Annotated in this window: 19 protein-coding genes; 4 read left to right on the top strand and 15 right to left on the bottom strand. The window is 67.2% G+C overall.

What is annotated here, in order from left to right:
* The 3 genes from ASF51_RS10745 to recO all read right to left on the bottom strand — a co-directional run bounded on the left by ASF51_RS10745 (position 1) and on the right by recO (position 2,064).
* On the bottom strand, positions 1-402 hold the full coding sequence (locus tag ASF51_RS10745; protein ID WP_055929142.1) for a hypothetical protein: 402 nt from the start codon (positions 400-402) through the stop codon (positions 1-3).
* Between the two features lie 85 nt (positions 403-487).
* Positions 488-1,294, bottom strand: a complete 807-nt coding sequence (locus ASF51_RS10750) for an isoprenyl transferase (protein ID WP_055929145.1) — start codon at positions 1,292-1,294, stop codon at positions 488-490.
* Positions 1,291-2,064, bottom strand: a complete 774-nt coding sequence (recO, locus tag ASF51_RS10755) for a DNA repair protein RecO (protein ID WP_055929148.1) — start codon at positions 2,062-2,064, stop codon at positions 1,291-1,293. Before recO ends, ASF51_RS10750 begins: the two co-directional genes overlap by 4 nt.
* Before the next feature lie 65 nt (positions 2,065-2,129).
* Between recO and ASF51_RS10760 the strand changes: the two genes are divergently transcribed.
* Positions 2,130-2,846: a trimeric intracellular cation channel family protein gene (locus ASF51_RS10760; protein WP_055929151.1), complete on the top strand. Its 717-nt coding sequence runs from the start codon at positions 2,130-2,132 to the stop codon at positions 2,844-2,846.
* 18 nt (positions 2,847-2,864) lie between these two features.
* Here the strand turns inward: ASF51_RS10760 and leuA are convergent, their stop codons facing one another.
* Entirely contained in the window at positions 2,865-4,631 is a 1,767-nt protein-coding gene (gene leuA, locus ASF51_RS10765) for a 2-isopropylmalate synthase (RefSeq protein WP_055929154.1), read from the bottom strand.
* Positions 4,632-4,835: 204 nt separating this feature from the next.
* On the opposite strand from leuA, the gene ASF51_RS10770 reads away from it, so the two are divergent.
* The gene (locus ASF51_RS10770; RefSeq protein WP_055929157.1) at positions 4,836-5,738 is read left to right on the top strand and encodes a TIGR01777 family oxidoreductase; all 903 of its coding nucleotides are present in this window, start codon (positions 4,836-4,838) and stop codon (positions 5,736-5,738) included.
* A 45-nt stretch (positions 5,739-5,783) separates the two neighbouring features.
* On the opposite strand, the gene ASF51_RS10775 is transcribed toward ASF51_RS10770, so the two are convergent.
* Together ASF51_RS10775 and dapB are read right to left on the bottom strand one after the other, a co-directional pair.
* Positions 5,784-6,227 carry a tetratricopeptide repeat protein gene (locus ASF51_RS10775; RefSeq protein ID WP_055929160.1) on the bottom strand — a complete coding sequence of 148 codons (444 nt, stop codon included), beginning with the start codon at positions 6,225-6,227 and terminating at the stop codon, positions 5,784-5,786.
* Positions 6,228-6,264: 37 nt separating this feature from the next.
* Entirely contained in the window at positions 6,265-7,011 is a 747-nt protein-coding gene (dapB, locus tag ASF51_RS10780; protein ID WP_055929163.1) for a 4-hydroxy-tetrahydrodipicolinate reductase, read from the bottom strand.
* A 44-nt stretch (positions 7,012-7,055) separates the two neighbouring features.
* Here dapB and ASF51_RS10785 point away from each other — a divergent pair, with 44 nt between their 5' ends.
* Positions 7,056-7,535 carry a GNAT family N-acetyltransferase gene (locus ASF51_RS10785; RefSeq protein ID WP_055929165.1) on the top strand — a complete coding sequence of 160 codons (480 nt, stop codon included), beginning with the start codon at positions 7,056-7,058 and terminating at the stop codon, positions 7,533-7,535.
* Between the two features lie 15 nt (positions 7,536-7,550).
* Here ASF51_RS10785 and ASF51_RS10790 read toward each other — a convergent pair whose 3' ends face one another.
* From ASF51_RS10790 to ASF51_RS10825, 8 genes are all read right to left on the bottom strand, one after another.
* Positions 7,551-8,153, bottom strand: coding sequence for a histidine phosphatase family protein (locus ASF51_RS10790; protein ID WP_055929168.1), 603 nt, complete (start codon positions 8,151-8,153; stop codon positions 7,551-7,553).
* Positions 8,150-9,547 (bottom strand): pitrilysin family protein, encoded by a 1,398-nt coding sequence (locus ASF51_RS10795; RefSeq protein ID WP_055929171.1) that lies wholly within the window; start codon positions 9,545-9,547, stop codon positions 8,150-8,152. Before ASF51_RS10795 ends, ASF51_RS10790 begins: the two co-directional genes overlap by 4 nt.
* A 15-nt stretch (positions 9,548-9,562) precedes the next feature.
* Complete coding sequence (locus tag ASF51_RS10800) at positions 9,563-10,495, bottom strand: aldo/keto reductase (protein WP_162236941.1); 933 nt, start codon at positions 10,493-10,495, stop codon at positions 9,563-9,565.
* A gap of 99 nt (positions 10,496-10,594) precedes the next feature.
* Positions 10,595-12,868: a polyribonucleotide nucleotidyltransferase gene (locus ASF51_RS10805; protein WP_055929176.1), complete on the bottom strand. Its 2,274-nt coding sequence runs from the start codon at positions 12,866-12,868 to the stop codon at positions 10,595-10,597.
* 339 nt (positions 12,869-13,207) lie between these two features.
* Entirely contained in the window at positions 13,208-13,846 is a 639-nt protein-coding gene (locus ASF51_RS10810) for a hypothetical protein (protein WP_055929179.1), read from the bottom strand.
* A 40-nt stretch (positions 13,847-13,886) separates the two neighbouring features.
* Positions 13,887-14,312 carry a hypothetical protein gene (locus tag ASF51_RS10815; RefSeq protein WP_055929182.1) on the bottom strand — a complete coding sequence of 142 codons (426 nt, stop codon included), beginning with the start codon at positions 14,310-14,312 and terminating at the stop codon, positions 13,887-13,889.
* 83 nt (positions 14,313-14,395) lie between these two features.
* Complete coding sequence (locus ASF51_RS10820) at positions 14,396-14,827, bottom strand: hypothetical protein (RefSeq protein WP_055929185.1); 432 nt, start codon at positions 14,825-14,827, stop codon at positions 14,396-14,398.
* A gap of 4 nt (positions 14,828-14,831) precedes the next feature.
* Positions 14,832-15,296, bottom strand: a complete 465-nt coding sequence (locus tag ASF51_RS10825; protein WP_055929188.1) for a VanZ family protein — start codon at positions 15,294-15,296, stop codon at positions 14,832-14,834.
* A gap of 62 nt (positions 15,297-15,358) precedes the next feature.
* On the opposite strand from ASF51_RS10825, the gene ASF51_RS10830 reads away from it, so the two are divergent.
* Positions 15,359-15,646 carry a hypothetical protein gene (locus tag ASF51_RS10830; RefSeq protein ID WP_055929192.1) on the top strand — a complete coding sequence of 96 codons (288 nt, stop codon included), beginning with the start codon at positions 15,359-15,361 and terminating at the stop codon, positions 15,644-15,646.
* Positions 15,647-15,753: 107 nt separating this feature from the next.
* Here the strand turns inward: ASF51_RS10830 and rpsO are convergent, their stop codons facing one another.
* On the bottom strand, positions 15,754-16,023 hold the full coding sequence (gene rpsO, locus ASF51_RS10835) for a 30S ribosomal protein S15 (RefSeq protein ID WP_044438586.1): 270 nt from the start codon (positions 16,021-16,023) through the stop codon (positions 15,754-15,756).
* Between the last annotated feature and the right edge of the window lie 45 nt (positions 16,024-16,068).

Below are 16,068 nucleotides of genomic sequence, written 5' to 3' on the forward strand. Positions count from 1 at the left end.
TCAGCCGACCAGCGATACGACGTGACGCGCGTATTGCACGCGACCGAACACATCCGGGGCCGTCGCCGCGCTCGTCACCGGAACATTGCTCTGGTACTGCAGGTGACCGTTGCGCACGGTCACCTGCACGAATCCGGTCAACCGGGATTCGCGCGCCAACAGAAAGAGCAGGCTGAGCAGGAACACGAAAAAGAACCCCACGATGGCGAGCACGATGGCCCACGTCGGAGTCTTCTGCTCCACGCGGGTGAAGTCCGTGACAAAGAACTCCGTTCCGGCGAGAGGCACCGTTCCGGCGGGCGTCACGAGCCAGCTGCTGGTCACCGCTATCTCGCCGATGACCACCAACGGAGGTTCGGGTTGCGACACCGGGAAAGAGTCAACGCGCGTGAGATCCGACATGGTGTCAGGCTAGCGGGCCGAGACCGTCCTAGCAGGCCCACACCGTCTCAGCGGGCTTCGCCCGATTCAACGGGCTTCTTCCGATTCAGCGGGTCGGCGCCGAGGGTGCGTCGATGGCGCCGCCGAAGCGGCGGGAGCGGCCCGTGTAGTGCTCGATCGCCTGCCACAGGTCGGCCCGGGTGAAGTCGGGCCACAGCCTGTCGAGGAACACCATCTCGGCATAGGCCGACTGCCAGAGCTGGAAGTTGCTGGTGCGCTGCTCGCCCGAACTGCGCACGAAGAGATCGACGTCGGGCAGGTCGGGCAGGTACAGGTGCTTCTGGATGGTCTTCTCGCTGATGCCGGACGGCTTGAGCCTTCCGGCCCGCACCTCGTCGGCGATGGCGGTCACGGCATCCACGATCTCGTTGCGACCGCCGTAGTTCACGCACATGCTCAGCGTCATCGTGCTGTTCGACGCGGTCAGCTGCTCCGCGAGCTGCAGGTCTTTGATGACGCTCGCCCAGAGCCTGGGCTTGCGCCCCGCCCACCGGATGCGCACGCCCCACTCGTTGAGCTGGTCGCGTCGACGGTGCAGCACCTCTCGATTGAAGCCCATGAGAAAACGCACCTCGTCGGGCGAACGCTTCCAGTTCTCGGTGGAGAACGCGTAGACGCTGAGGTGCTTCACACCGATCTGGATGGCGCCGGCCACGACGTCGAGCAGCGCCGCCTCGCCCGCACGGTGTCCTTCGACACGGGTCAGGCCCCGCGAATTCGCCCAGCGACCGTTGCCGTCCATCACGACGGCCACATGAGCGGGAACCTGGCCTCGCGGGATATCGGGCGGATACACGCCGGTCCAGTCGAGAGGGCGGAACTCCGGAACGTCCGACGCTCGGGATCTGCTCATGACGCGGCCTCCTGGCGCTGCTGCTGCTGGCGCTGTTCTTTCTGCGCCGAGCGGTCCACGTGCTCGAGGGAACGCAGTCCCCGCTCCAGGTGCCACTGCGTGTAGGCCGAGACCACACCGCTGGCCTTCGAACGGGATGCCTGGTCGGACGCGTCCGCGCTCGCCCAGTCCCCCGTGAGCAGGGCGCTGAGGAGACCCACGGTCTGCGCGTCGAGCCGAGGGGTGCCGGGAGGAGCCACCGAGTCGCTCACGACTCCCCCGAGCTGCACGACGAAAGCGGAATGGGGACCGGGCTCGCCGGTGACCGCGCAGTCGTGGAAGCTCGGCGCCCAACCCGCCATCGACAGGGCGCGCAGCAGATAGGAATCGAGAGTGAGGCTTGCGCCGTGCTCACCTCGGGAGAGCGAGCGAAGCGCCCCGACGAGCAGCAGGTACTGAGGGAGGCCGGCCTCGGCCTCGCTGAGCTTGTCGGCTGTCTCGACCATGGCGCTGGCCGCGGTGTAACTGGCGTAGTCGGCGGTGATGGCGGCCCCGTAGGAGGAGATCGTCTCGGCCTGGGTGACCGTGTCGAGCGACCGGCCCTCGTAGAACTGCACATCGGCGACCATGAACGGCTCGAGGCGCGCTCCGAACTTCGATCCAGTGCGGCGCACTCCGCGGGCGACGGCCCGAACCTTGCCGTGCTGACGGGTGAGCATGGTGACGATGCGATCCGCCTCACCCAGCTTGTGGGTGCGCAGCACCACACAGTCGTCACGGTAAACAGGCACGATCCATTATCGACCCTCGGCCACGCGAATGCCCGGCGCACGCGCGGTCGTGGTACACCTTGAAGGTGTCAGCAGCCGAGCCCTTCTCCATCCCCCTCTGGGCCGACCTGTTGGCCGTCGGCATCGGCAGCCTGCAGGGCGCCATGTTCGCCTCCCAGTTCAGGGACCGGCGCCTCGACCTGCTCGGCGTCGCCATCATCGGCGTCGCGACCGGACTCGGCGGAGGTCTCCTCCGCGACATCTTCCTCGTGGTGCCGCTTGTCGCCCTGCACACCAACTGGTACCTGAGCGTCGCCGTGCTCTCGGCCCTGTTCGGCATGCTGCTCGTGCGCCTTTTCGAGAGGCTCGACACGGTCATCACGATCCTCGACGCCCTCACCATCGGACTCTTCGGAGCGATCGGTACGACCAAGGCGCTGTCGCTGGGCCTTCCGGTCATCCCGTCGATCTTCGTCGGCGTCGTCTCGGCGGTCGGAGGGTCCGTCGTGCGCGACGTGCTTCTCGCCATGCCCATCGCCCTGATGCACGTGGGATCGCTGTACGCCGTCGCCGCGGGTGCCGGATCGGCCGTTCTGGTCGCGTTCTGGGCCGGCGGCATGGACATCACGGTCGCGGCGATCATCTGCGTCATCGTCACCACCGTGGTGCGCCTGCTGGCGGTGCGCTACGGGTGGAGCCTGCCCGAGCAGCGCGCCATCCGGCGCATGCCCCGCATCTCTCGCTCGGCGCTGCGGCCGCGCTGGCCCCGACTCCGCCGAACGGCGAAGCCGGGGCAGGGCTGACAGCGGCGGCGGGCCTGATCAGACCGCGGCGAGCTCGCGATCTGCGTCAGAAACCCGGATGGCGCGGTTCACGGCGCTGACGACGGCTTTCAGAGACGCCGTCGAGATATCGGCATCGATACCCACACCCCAGAGCCGCGTGCCGTTGACCTGCAGCTCGACGTACGCGGCGGCGAGGGCGTCGCCCGAGGCACTGAGCGCGTGCTCGACGTAGTCGTAGAGCTTCACCTCGACGCCCTGCTCGGACAGCACGTTCAGGAACGCCGCAATGGGACCGTTGCCGGATGCCTGCGTGTCGAGCGTCTCGTCGCCGATGCGCAGCTCGACCTGCAGGGAGACGCTTCCGGACATGTCGCTCGCCGTGCGCGTGCGGGTGAGCTCGAACCGGCCCCACTTCGACTCGGCCTGTTCGGCCGGAGCGGGCAGGTACTCGTCCTGGAAGATCTCCCAGATCTGCTCGCTCGTGACCTCTCCGCCTTCGGCGTCGGTCTTCGCCTGCACGACTCCGGAGAACTCGATCTGCAGCTTGCGCGGCAGGTCGAGCGCGTGGTCGTTCTTCAGCAGGTAGGCCACGCCGCCCTTGCCCGACTGGGAGTTGACGCGGATGACCGCCTCGTAACTGCGACCCAGGTCTTTGGGGTCGACGGGCAGGTACGGCACGGCCCAGACCAGGTCGTCGACGTCTTTGCCCTGCGCGGCGGCGTCGACAGCCATGGCCTCGAAGCCCTTCTTGATCGCGTCCTGATGGGATCCGCTGAATGCCGTGTAGACCAGATCGCCCGCCCAGGGGCTGCGCTCCGGAACCTTCAGCTGGTTGCAGTACTCGGCGGTGCGCCGGATCTCGTCGAGGTCGGAGAAGTCGATCTGCGGATCGATGCCCTGGGTGAAGAGGTTGATGCCGAGCGCGACCAAGTCGACGTTGCCCGTTCGCTCGCCGTTGCCGAACAGGCATCCCTCGATGCGGTCGGCACCGGCCAGATAGCCGAGCTCCGCCGCGGCGATGGCCGTTCCCCGGTCGTTGTGGGGGTGCAGCGACAGAACGATGTTCTCGCGATGGGCGAGCCTGCGGCTCATCCACTCGATCGAGTCGGCGTAGACGTTGGGCGTCGCCATCTCGACGGTGGCCGGCAGGTTGATCATGACCTTGCGGTCTGCGGTCGGTTCGAAGATCTCGATGACCTGGTTGCAGACATCCAGAGCGAACTCGAGCTCGGTGCCCGTGAAGCTCTCGGGCGAGTACTCGTAGTACACCGTCGTCTCGGGCACGGTCTTCTCGTACTGGCGGCACAGGCGTGCGCCGGCCAGGGCGATGTCGATGATGCCCTGCTTGTCGCTGCGGAAGACGACGTCGCGCTGCAGAATGGAGGTGGAGTTGTAGAGGTGCACGATCGCCTGCTTCGCCCCGGCGATCGACTCGTAGGTGCGGGCGATGAGGTGTTCGCGAGCCTGCGTCAGGACCTGGATCGTGACGTCGTCGGGGATGGCGTTCTCGTCGATGAGGCTGCGTACGAAGTCGAAGTCGGTCTGGCTCGCGCTCGGGAACCCGACCTCGATCTCCTTGTAGCCCATGCGCACGAGCAGGTCGAACATCACACGCTTGCGCTCAGGGCTCATCGGGTCGATGAGCGCCTGGTTTCCGTCGCGCAGGTCGACGGCGCACCAGCGGGGCGCCTCGGTGATGCGCTTCGCGGGCCACGTTCTATCGGGCAGGTCGACGACGATCTGCTCGTGAAACGGTCGGTACTTGTGAATCGGCATGGCCGACGCTGATTGATTGTTCTTCACGGTCTGGTTCCTCTTAGGTCTTCAGATGGTCAGCCAACGGCGAACTCCGCGACGAGGGAGGCCTGAGACTAGGACTCGTCGCGGCAGCTAAGAAGGAGCAGACCGAACAACACCCTGCAACGGTAGCACCGATTGCCCACGCCGGCGAAGACGTTCAAGACCGGAGCAGACGAGGCGGTTAGGCTGGAACAAAGGGGAGGCCGTATGCCTGAACAGCAGACCATCGTCATTGCCGGCGCATCCGGCATGATCGGCACCGAATTGACGCGCCAGCTCGAGGAGGCCGGTCACCTGGTGATCCGCCTCGTCAGGCACCCCACCCACCACCCGAAGGAACGCCAGTGGGACCCGGAGGTCTCGTGGCTGAACGTGGCCACCGTCGATGCCGCCGACGTCATCGTGAATCTGTCGGGCGCATCCATCTCACGACTGCCGTGGACCCTTCCGTACAAGAAGCAGATCCTCTCGTCGCGGATCCAGGCCACGAGCACGATCACGGCGGCGATCGCCAAGTCGTCCTCTCCCCCGCACACGCTGGTCAACGGCTCGGCCGTGGGCTTCTACGGCGACCGTCCGTCAGAGATCCTCACCGAGACCTCGGCGCAGGGCGAGGGATTCCTCGCGAAGGTCGTCGAGGCCTGGGAGCGCGCCGCCTCGAAGGCCTCGTCGAATACACGGGTCGTGATGGCTCGTACCGGTCTCGTGCTCGGCGACGGAGGTGCCCTGAAGCCACTGGAGATCCTCGCCCGACTCGGCGTGGCCGGTCCGCTCGGCGCCGGAACCCAGATCTGGCCCTGGATCAGCCTCCACGATGAGGCTGCGGCCATCATGCACCTCGCACTCCACTCGTCGCTGGTCGGGCCTGTGAACCTCGCGGCGCCCCATCCGGTGACGGCCACGGAGCTGTCAGAGACCCTGGCCCGCAAGCTCAACAGGCCGTTCTGGCTTCCCGCACCCGGATGGGCCATCAAGGCGGCCCTCGCCGATGCAGGCAAGGAGCTGCTCCTGTCGGACCAGAACGTGTCGTCGCAGCTGCTCGTGGCAGACGGGTTCTCTTTCCGCGACGAGAGCGTCAGCCAGGGCCTGACCGCGGCCCTGTCGAAGTAGCACAGGGCGAACTGCCAGCGCTCGAGAGGTCAGGCAGCCTGGCGGTCAGGCAGCCTGGCGGTTCAGGGCGATAGCTCGCCGCAGGGCAGCCCGTGCCCGGCGTCGGTCGCCGCTCGCGTCGTAGGCCAGGCCCAGCCTGAACCAGGCGCGCCAGCTCTCGGGGGCGGCGTCGACCTCTGCCCGATACCGATCGAACTCGGCGTCGGCGGCCTTTCTGTCGGGGCGCCCGCTCGGCCGTCTCGGCAGGTCGTCCTCGGGCAGGGCGTGCTCCGCCGCGAGGTCTTTGACCAGTCGTTCGGTGCGGATGCCGAAGAGGAGTTCCCTCATCAGCGCCCAGGCGGCGATGAGCGGGAAGACGATGAGCGCGACGCCCAGTCCGATGGCGACGGGCACACCCGTCGCGACGAGGCGTACCGCGCGATCGGCGACGAGCACGAGGTACAGGGCCAGAAGCACGGCCATCGACAGGGCGGCGATGCGCCCCTTCATCGGCCGGCTCGGTCGCACAGCATGGGGAGCGCGGTGCTCATTCGCCCTGTCCTGCCGAGAGGTCGATGAGCCTGTCGAGCCCGACGACCACACCGCGAGCCTCGACGCTCGCGCGCAGGGCGATGGCGATTCCGGCCTCGTAGGCGCTCGGGGCCAGGGTCTCGTGACTGATCGTGAGCACCTCGCCCACTCCCCCGAGGATCACGTCCTGCTTGGCCACGACGCCCTGCAGGCGAAGGCTGTGAATGGGAACGCTGGCGACCTGCTGGCCACGCGCGCGCTGATCCGTGTGCGGGGCCGAGACCGGGCCCAGTGTTCCTCTTGCCGCGGCGATGAGCTCCGCGGTTCTGACCGCCGTGCCCGACGGCGAGTCGATCTTCGTGGCGTGGTGCGCCTCGACGATCTCGATGGAGTCGAAGAATCGTGCCGCCATGGCGGCGAAGGAGCTGGCGAGCACCGACCCGACGGAGAAGTTCGGGATGATGACCACGCCGAGGTCGGGGGTCGAGGCCAGACGCCTCTCGAGCGCGCGGATGCGGTCGGCGGACCAGCCCGAGGTGCCCACCAGCACGGGAATGCCGTGGGAGACGGCGAACTCGACGATGGTGTGCGACACGGCGGGAATGGTGACGTCGACGGCGAGGTCGGCTCCGAGCATCTCCGACAGGTCGCCCGTCGATCCGATCTGCGCGTAGAGCTCGAAGCCCGGCGTCTCGGTGACGATCTTCGAGACGAGTCGTCCCATTCGGCCGGATGCGCCGACGACGGCGACCTTCGTAGTCATTGAACCAACCTACCAAGTCGTGGCACCTCGCCTAGCCTTGACGTATGACCATACGCGAGGCCAGAACGGACTCCCCCGAAGCCCACCGGCTGCTCACCGACTACTTCACATGGAGGGCCATCGAATTCCCGCCGGCGCAGGGCGCGTACACCGTGGTCTATCCCGATCCGAGCGCGTTCCAGGAGCCGGACGGGGTGTTCCTCCTCGCCGGAGACGACCGGGCGGTCGGATGCGGCGGCATCCGCCGGATCGCGCCCGACGAGCAGGGCCGGGTGCGTTTCGAGGTCAAGCACCTGTGGCTGGCGCCGGAGAGTCGAGGACAGGGGCTCGCCGGGGCACTCATGACCGAGCTCGAGTCCCGTGCGCGGCAGTTCGGGGCCGACGTGATGGTTCTCGACACGCATCACACCCTCACCGACGCCGGGCGACTGTACTCCAAGCGGGGCTATGTGCGCGTCGATCCCTACAACGACAACCCCAACGCGACCGTCTGGTACGCGAAGCAGCTGGTTGCCGCTGAGTAGTCGCTCAGTAGTCGGTCAGTAGGGCTGGGCCTCGGGAAGACCGGTGCGCAGTTCGACAGGGAGATGGCCCAGGTCGTTGTGCGTCACGAGTTCGGGAAGCCTGCCGGCCTTGATGTTGATGATCGTGAGCCCGCAGTTGGCCTGGTTGACGCCGACCCAGCGCCAATCGGGAGCGCCCATGGCCTCACGCACGAGCCAGCCGATGACGAAGTTGTGAGTGATGAGCAGGTCGTTCGTCGTCTCACGGGTCGGTGAGAGGAACTCCGAGACGGCGTCGGCCATCTGCGCCCTGCCGGCGTCGACCTGCTCGATGGTCACGGAGTTGAAGAACGGCTGGAACGCATGCGGCATCTGGGGCGAGTACCCCGTGGGAACGCAGTCGAAAAGCAGAGCCGTGGACTCGGGCTGCAGCGCCGGCAGATGCTCGGCCATGATCGCGGCCGTGTCCTCGGCGCGCTGAAGAGGCGAATGCCAGACGTTGGTGAAGGGCACGCCCCCGAGCCGTTCCGCGATGAGCCGAGCCTGACGCTGGCCCCTCGGCGACAGGGGGCCGTCGTCCATGCCGTACTCGGCATCCTGTTGCTCGCCGTGCCGCACGAGGTAGAGCGTGCGGGTCACGATGTCGCTCCCGCGAGCGTTGCCTCGAGGCGATCGAACGCGCCGTCCGAGATGGCGCCCACGGCCGAGATGGAGAGCGGACGGGAGGCGATGTCGCGGGCCAGGTCTTGCACGTCGCCCGGCGTGACCCGGTCGAGTCGTCGCAGAGCCTCGTCGAGATCGACGAACTCGCCCTGGGTGATCTCCGCCCGCCCGAGCCGCGACATCCGCGTGTCGGAGTCTTCGAGCGCAAGGGCCGCGGAACCGGAGAGCTGCCCGTGCGCACGGCGCAGCTCCTCCGCCGTGATGCCCTGATCGGCGAGCAGGTGCAGCTGGTCGATCATGAGTTCGGCGACCTCGCCGACACGGGCCGGCGTGCAGCCCGCGTTCATGCCGAAGAGCCCGGCGTCGGAGTACGACGGAGCGAACGAGTACACCGAGTAGGCCAGCCCCCGCTTCTCCCGGATCTCCTGGAACAGCCTCGACGACATGCCTCCGCCGAACACGGAGCCGAGCACGCTGAGTGCGGAACGGCGTTCGTCGTTCGCCGTGAAACCCGAGGTGCCCACGATCAGGCTCGCCTGCTCGTTCGGGCGCTGAACCACCACGAGGGGAGATCCCCTGCGCACGACGGCTCCGGCCGATTCGCGACGGGCCACAGGTTCGGCTGTGCGCTCCAGGTCCCAGCCCGCGGCGGTGAGCGCCGCCGTGACCCTCGACACGAGCTCGTCGTGGTCGACCGCGCCGGCGGCTGTGATGACGAGGTCTTGAGGGCGGTAGTTCTCGAGGTAGTGCTGCCAGACCGCGTCGCGGGAGACGGCTCGGATGGTCTCGGCGCTGCCGCCGACGGGACGGCCGAGCGGATGATCCCCCAGCACGGCCTCGAAGAATCGTTCACCCGCGACGTCGGAGGGGTCGTCGGATGCCTCGGCCAGCTCCTCGAGGATGACGCCCCGTTCGGTCTCGAATTCGCCGGGTTCGATCAGCGAGGACGTGAGCATGTCGGCGATCACGTCGATCGCCATCGGCAGGTCCTGGTCTCGCACCTTGGCGTAGTAGCAGGTGTATTCCTTGCTGGTGGCGGCGTTGTGCTCTCCGCCCACGGCGTCGAAGGCCACGGCGATGTCGAGGGCCGACCTGGTGGGCGTTCCCTTGAACAGCAGGTGCTCGAGAAAGTGCGTCGAGCCGAAACGCGAGGGAACAGCGGACGCCGTCGGCCCCGCCAGCACGCTGCCGAGCTCGTCGCGCGAGCCCACTGCGACCCAGTAGCCGACCGTTGCGCTCTGGGCGCCGGGCATCTTCTCGGTGAGGATGCGCACGCCCGACGGCAGGATCGTTCGGCGGACCAGCGAACCGCCCGAGGCTTCGACACGGAGTTCAGGCAGGGTCAAGGGCAGTGGCACGGCGGTGTTCATCACGCCCAGCCTATGTCACTCCGACGCGCGATCGAGGGCGGCGAGCTGGTGCGGCTGCAGAACGATATCGACGGATGCCACGAGTTCGGCGACCTGATCGGCCGACGCCGCCCGCACCACGGGGGCGATGACGTTGGGTCTGGAACGCACCCAGGCCAGGGCGCACGCGCCGAGCGATGCGCCCTGCTCCGACGCGACCAGCTCGAGCGCCTTGAGGACCCTGAAGCCGGCTCGACCGAGATGCTGGGCAGCGTCGACGAACATGACGGATTCGGGGACATCGTTCTGACTGCGGTATGCGCCGGTCAGGAAGCCGTTCGCGAGGGGCAGCCGCGCGAAGATGCCGATGCCGAGGGTCGACACGGCCGGGAGCAGGTCGTTCTCGACGGGGCGACGGGTCATGAGGCTGTACGGGCTGAACACGGCCCTGAATCGGGGCAGTCCGAGTTCGTCGGCCGCCTGCTTGGCCTGCAGGAGGCGCGCGCCCGAGTACGACGATGCGGAGAGGGCGCCCACTTTGCCGCTGTCGATGAGAGCCTTTGCGGCCGCGAGACTCTCCTCCAGGGGCGTCTGGGGATGATCTCCGTCGAACGAGAGCAGATCGATGTGGTCGGTCTGGAGCCGTTCGAGACACGCGTCGGCCGCTGCCGCGATGCTGTGGGCGCTCAGCCCCGGCGCATCCGGGTGACGACCGATCTTGGTCGCGAGGAATACCTGTGAACGCCTCTTGCGCGTGCGCACCCAGTTGCCGATCATGACCTCGCTGCGGCCGCCCGCGTAGTGGTCCGCCGTCGAGATCAGGCGACCGCCCGCGTCGTAGAACGCGTCGAGAACGGCGGCCGTGGCCTCGACTCCCGAGGCCCATCCGAAGATGCTTCCGTCGATCGCGAGTCGGAATCGGGCAGGTGGCAGGGCCGTAGAGGTGCTGGCGTCGTCGTTCGGCGTCATGAAGGCAGTGTAGTTGGGCAGGGGCCCCAAACGACGAATGCCCGCGACGACGAATGCCCGCCCCACCTTCAGTGGGACGGGCATTCGACTGACGGGTGACTAGCCTTCGGCCGGAGCCTCGGGGCCCTCGCTGGCGGCAGCGGAGCCCTCGGTGTCTGCGTCGTCGGCGACCACCGGAGCGAGCGACAGCTTTCCGCGGTCGTCGATCTTGGTGATCTCGACCAGGATCTTCTGGCCGACGCCGAGCACGTCTTCGACGTTCTCGACGCGCTTGCCACCGGCGAGCTTGCGGACCTCGCTGATGTGCAGCAGGCCGTCCTTGCCGGGGAGCAGCGAGACGAACGCACCGAACGTCGCGATCTTGACGACGGTTCCGAGGAACTGCTCGCCGACCTCGGGGTTGGTCGGGTTGGCGATCGCGTTGACCTGCGCACGCGCGGCCTCTGCGGAAGGACCGTCGACGGCTCCGATGTACACGGTGCCGTCTTCCTCGATCGAGATGTCGGCGCCGGTCTCGTCCTGGATCGCGTTGATCGTCTTGCCCTTCGGGCCGATCAGTTCGCCGATCTTGTCGACGGGGATCTGCACGCTGATCACGCGGGGCGCGGTCGGTGCCATCTCGTCGGGAGCGTCGATCGCGGAGTTGATGACGTTCAGGATCGCGGTACGCGCAGCCTTCGCCTGCTTCAGGGCGCCGTCGAGCACGCTCGTGGGCAGACCGTCGAGCTTCGTGTCGAGCTGGATCGCGGTGATGAACTCGGAAGTTCCCGCGACCTTGAAGTCCATGTCGCCGAGTGCGTCTTCAGCACCGAGGATGTCGGTAAGCGCCGCGTAGCGGGTCTCACCATCGATCGTGTCGGAGACGAGGCCCATGGCGATACCGGCCACGGGTGCGCGCAGCGGCACACCGGCGTTCAGCAGCGACAGGGTGGAGGCGCAGACGGAACCCATCGACGTGGATCCGTTGGAGCCGAGAGCCTCGGACACCTGGCGGATCGCGTAGGGGAACTCGTCGCGGCTCGGCAGCACCGGCGCGATGGCGCGCTCGGCGAGGAAGCCGTGCCCGATCTCGCGACGCTTCGGCGAACCGACACGGCCCGTCTCTCCGGTGGAGTAGGGCGGGAAGTTGTAGTGGTGCAGGTAGCGCTTCTTCTTGATCGGGCTCAGCGAGTCGATCTGCTGCTCCATCTTGAGCATGTTCAGCGTGGTGACGCCCAGGATCTGGGTCTCACCGCGCTGGAAGATGGCGGAGCCGTGCACGCGCGGGATGACCTGCACCTCGGCGTCGAGCGGACGGATGTCGGCGAGGCCACGACCGTCGATGCGGATGCCCTCGGTGAGGATGCGGCCGCGGACGACCGTCTTCGTGACCGACTTGTAGGCGGCGGAGACCATCGGCGGGATGTCGCCGGACAGCTCGCCCGCGGTCACCTTGTCGTTGATCGCCAGCTTGACGCGCTCTTTCAGCGCGTCGTCGGCGTCCTGGCGCTCGGTCTTGTCGGCGATCTGGTAGATCGAGACGAGCTCGTCGTAGGCGAGCTCCGCGACGGCGTCGTATCCGGCCTGGCTGTAGGCGGGGAAGACGGGGTAGTCGCGAACGGCCTTGTTGACCTGCGCGGCAAGCGAGGCCTGGGCGGCGACGAGCTGCTTGAGGAACGGCTTGGCGGCCTCGAGGCCCTGGGCGACGATCTCCTCATTGGGCTTCGTGGCGCCGGCCTGGATCAGGTTCCAGCTGTTCTCGGTGGCTTCGGCCTCGACCATCATGATCGCGACGTCTTCGTTGCCCTGGGCGTCGGTGACGACACGGCCGGCGACGACGAGGTCGAAGACGGCCTCCTCGAGCTGCGAGTACTTGGGGAAGGCGACCCACTGGTCACCGATGAGTGCGAGGCGCACACCGGCGATGGGACCCGAAAACGGGATTCCCGAGATCTGGCTCGACGCGGAAGCCGCGTTGATCGCCAGGGTGTCGTAGAACTCGTCGGGCGCGATGCTCAGCACCGTGATGACGACCTGGACCTCGTTGCGGAGGCCGTTGACGAACGACGGGCGCAGGGGGCGGTCGATGAGGCGGCAGACCAGGATGGCCTCGGTCGAGGGTCGGCCCTCGCGGCGGAAGAACGATCCGGGGATCTTTCCGGCGGCGTAGCTGCGCTCTTCGACATCGATGGTGAGCGGGAAGAAGTCGAAGTTGTCCTTCGGGTGCTTTCCGATGCTGGTGGCGCTCAGCAGCATGGTTTCCTCGTCGAGGTAGGCCGCGACGGCGCCCTGTGCCTGCTGTGCCAGACGACCCGCTTCGAAGCGGACCGTGCGGGTGCCGAACTTGCCGTTGTCGAGAACGGCTTCGGCGAATTTGATTTCTGGACCCTCCATATGGGGGTTTCTCCTTTTGTTTTGTCTCCCCCTGCCATGCAGGCCCAGGGGATTCGCGGCCCCGTGTGGGCTCTCGCGATGCGTACAGCGGAGTGGGGTGACAGAGCGACATGGGGGTGCCCGCCGATTGCGAGACCCGTGCACGTACGCGCATTGGAACCCTGAGAGTAGGGGCGCATGTCTGGCCAACAGTAGAAAACCTCGGACCGCGCGTCGCGTTCCGAAACCCACCACCGGTGACCAGCGTCCTGCCGGCCTGCTCCGCATTGGTGCTCGTGTATTGATTTATTCGCGCCGCCCAGTAGGGGCGACAAGCCGATCCTAGCAGGCGGGGGCTGATCAGGGCCGGATGGCGGCCAGTGCGTCGTCGACGGGCCGGCCGACCTCGACGGTGAGAGGACGGGCGAGACGAGTGAACGGCCGAGTGGGATCGGGCAGCTTGCCGTCGCCGAAGATGCGTGCGTCGACGGTGACCAGCACACCCGCATCACGCAGGCTCTCGAGGGCCTCGCCGATGGATGCGTCGGTTCCGCGGGGCAGGAATCCCGCCCGGGCGGGTCGCGGGCCCCCGACGAAGTACGCCTCGGTGCGCAGTTCGCGACCGAGCCAGCGTGTGGCAGAGGGCCAGAGCACGACGGTGAAGGAGTGTTCGGTCCATCCGAGGGCGAGGTCGATCGAGTCCTGGCGCCTGTTCGTCTCGTCGAGCATGAGCGTTCCGTCCGTGGCGACGGGCCGCAGGTCGAATCCGTCGAGGCGCACCAGCCTCGACGCCGAGTTGCGCTCTCCCCCGGTCCTGAGTCCGAGCCTGACGAGCTGCACGATCGCGGGCAGGGCCACGAGTGCGGCGATCACTCCCACGATCGTTCCGGTGACGGCGAGCCGTACCGTGAGCGACGCGGCGAGGGCAGCGAGGAGCACGATACCCAGGAGGAAGGGCTCCCAGTCGAACAGCGGGAGCTTGCGAGACCGGGGATGCATCCGTCAATCCAAGCACGTCCGCACCGGAGGGATCGACGCGTCAGTAGGCCCGCCCCATGCCGAGATCCACCCGCAGCCCGTGCCGGGTCGAGACGATCGTGCACGGGATCCGCGGTCCTTTGCCCCTGTCGGACAGTCGGCCGAGGCACGCGTCGACAGGCGCCTCGAGGCCTCGGGGAACGTACCCGACCATCCCGCTCAGCTCGGATCCGATCCAGAGGCGCACGGGCATCGGTGCGTCGACACGGTCCTCCGCCGGTGGCCGTCGCTCGACGAACGCGTCATGCGGTGGTGACGGCGATTCGAGGAGTTCTCGCAGCTCGGACTGGAACGGCGTGCTGCCGGCGACCCGCAGCACCACGCTCGTGAACCGGGGAAAGAGGTTGTAGGTGTAATCGGCCAGCGAGCCCGTTCCGGCATCGTGCCGGTCGGGAACGCCTGAGCGCCGAGGATCGCCGATGACCATATCGCCATTCAACCCCTCTGCGGCGCGGGAGGGAAGCGGGAACGACGATGCCAGCGGGTGAGCCGGCTCCGTGGCTGTGGGCCTCAGCGCGTGAGGCCGATGGCCAGGTCGACCCTGAGACCGTTCTTCGTGTCGCGGATCGTCGCCTCCATGCGCGTCGACTTTCCCGAGTCCGCGAGCCGCCCGAGGGCGGCTTCGACAGGAGCCTCGAGGCCACGGGGCACGAAGCCGACGACCGGGGTCGGGCGCTGGTTCACGAACAGGCGCACCGGCGTCGGCGCATCCGTTCGTTCGTCGGCCGCGCTCCGGCGAGTGATGAAAGCCTCGGTCTCTGTGACGCCCTGCTCGATCACGGTGCGCAGGGCGTCCTGGCAGGGGTCGCTGTCGGCGAGTTGGATGCGCACCCGCTTGTTGCGCGGCACGAGGTCGTAGAGGTAGTCGTCGAGCGAGCCCGTGCCCTGATCGGTCTTCGCGAGGTTCGGATTGTTGAGGCGACCGAACGAAAAGAATCTCATGACCCTATCCAAGCGCGTGCACGGCGTTCGCGCGAACACGACGTCGGCTGCGCCGGGCGAGGGAGATCGACATCAGCACGACGCCGAGGACGGCGCCGATCGCACCGCCCGAGGTGTTGGCGATGACGTCGGCCAGATCGGAGACACGCGTGGGAAGCAGCGCGCCCTGTGAGATCTCGATGGCGCACGACAGCGCGCCGCACAGGAGGATGGCGAGCCACCAGTGCCTCCGCCCGAACAGCAGCACGAAGAAGATGCCCAGGGGCACGAACATGGCGATGTTGGCCGTGAACTCGACCCGACCGAACGTGATCCAGTCGGTGGCCTCGTACCGCGCGAAGAAGCGGAGGAAACGCCAGAGCACCCCGCTCGTGCCCGAGTCGTAGGGTTCCGGGCCGAGCGTCACCCAGGCGACCCCCGCGAGGTAGAGCACCGTGAGCACGGAGAGCACGGGGTGGCGTCGGAACATGTGTCGATCCTGCCGTACGAGTCTTGGTGGATCGTGTGCATCCGCTGTTCTAGAGTCGAGATATGACTGACAAAGAGCGAGACGAATACAGCAACGAAGACCTGCTCGAGGTGTCGAGCGAACTCGATGGTCGCGGCGACGCCGAGTTCACGAATCCGGGCGACCCGTCGGTCGACGACGAGGAGAGCCTCGACGAGGGACTGCTCGACGGCGCCGACACCGAGTTCGGTGTCGAGAACGACATCGACACCCTGCAGATCGATGACCCCGACGAGACGAACGACGATCTCGACGACGAGGACTACGAGGCGGAGAGCGCGGCCGAACTCGGCGACGACGACCGCGTCTGATCCTCAGTGCCGCCGCACGACCCGGCCGCACAACGAGAATGGGCCGTTCTCCCGTGAGAGAGAACGGCCCATCGTCAAGAAATGCGGCGAGCTATCGACGCAGGCACTTACCTACGAAGGCCCAGACGCTCGATCAGAGCACGGTAGCGCTCGATCTCGACATCGGCCAGGTAACCCAGCAGTCGGCGACGCTGTCCGACCAGGAGCAGGAGGCCACGACGCGAGTGGTGGTCGTGCTTGTGCTCCTTGAGGTGCTCCGTGAGGTCCTTGATACGACGCGTGAGCATCGCGACCTGGACCTCTGGGGATCCGGTGTCACCGGGGTGGGTTGCGTATTCTTCGATGATCGCCTTCTTGACATCAGCTTCAAGAGCCATAGTTGGTGATCCCCTTTCTCCTCATTGCGCGGTGCCCGTCACAGA

The organism is Agreia sp. Leaf283, from assembly GCF_001422485.1.
Taxonomy (GTDB): domain Bacteria; phylum Actinomycetota; class Actinomycetes; order Actinomycetales; family Microbacteriaceae; genus Agreia.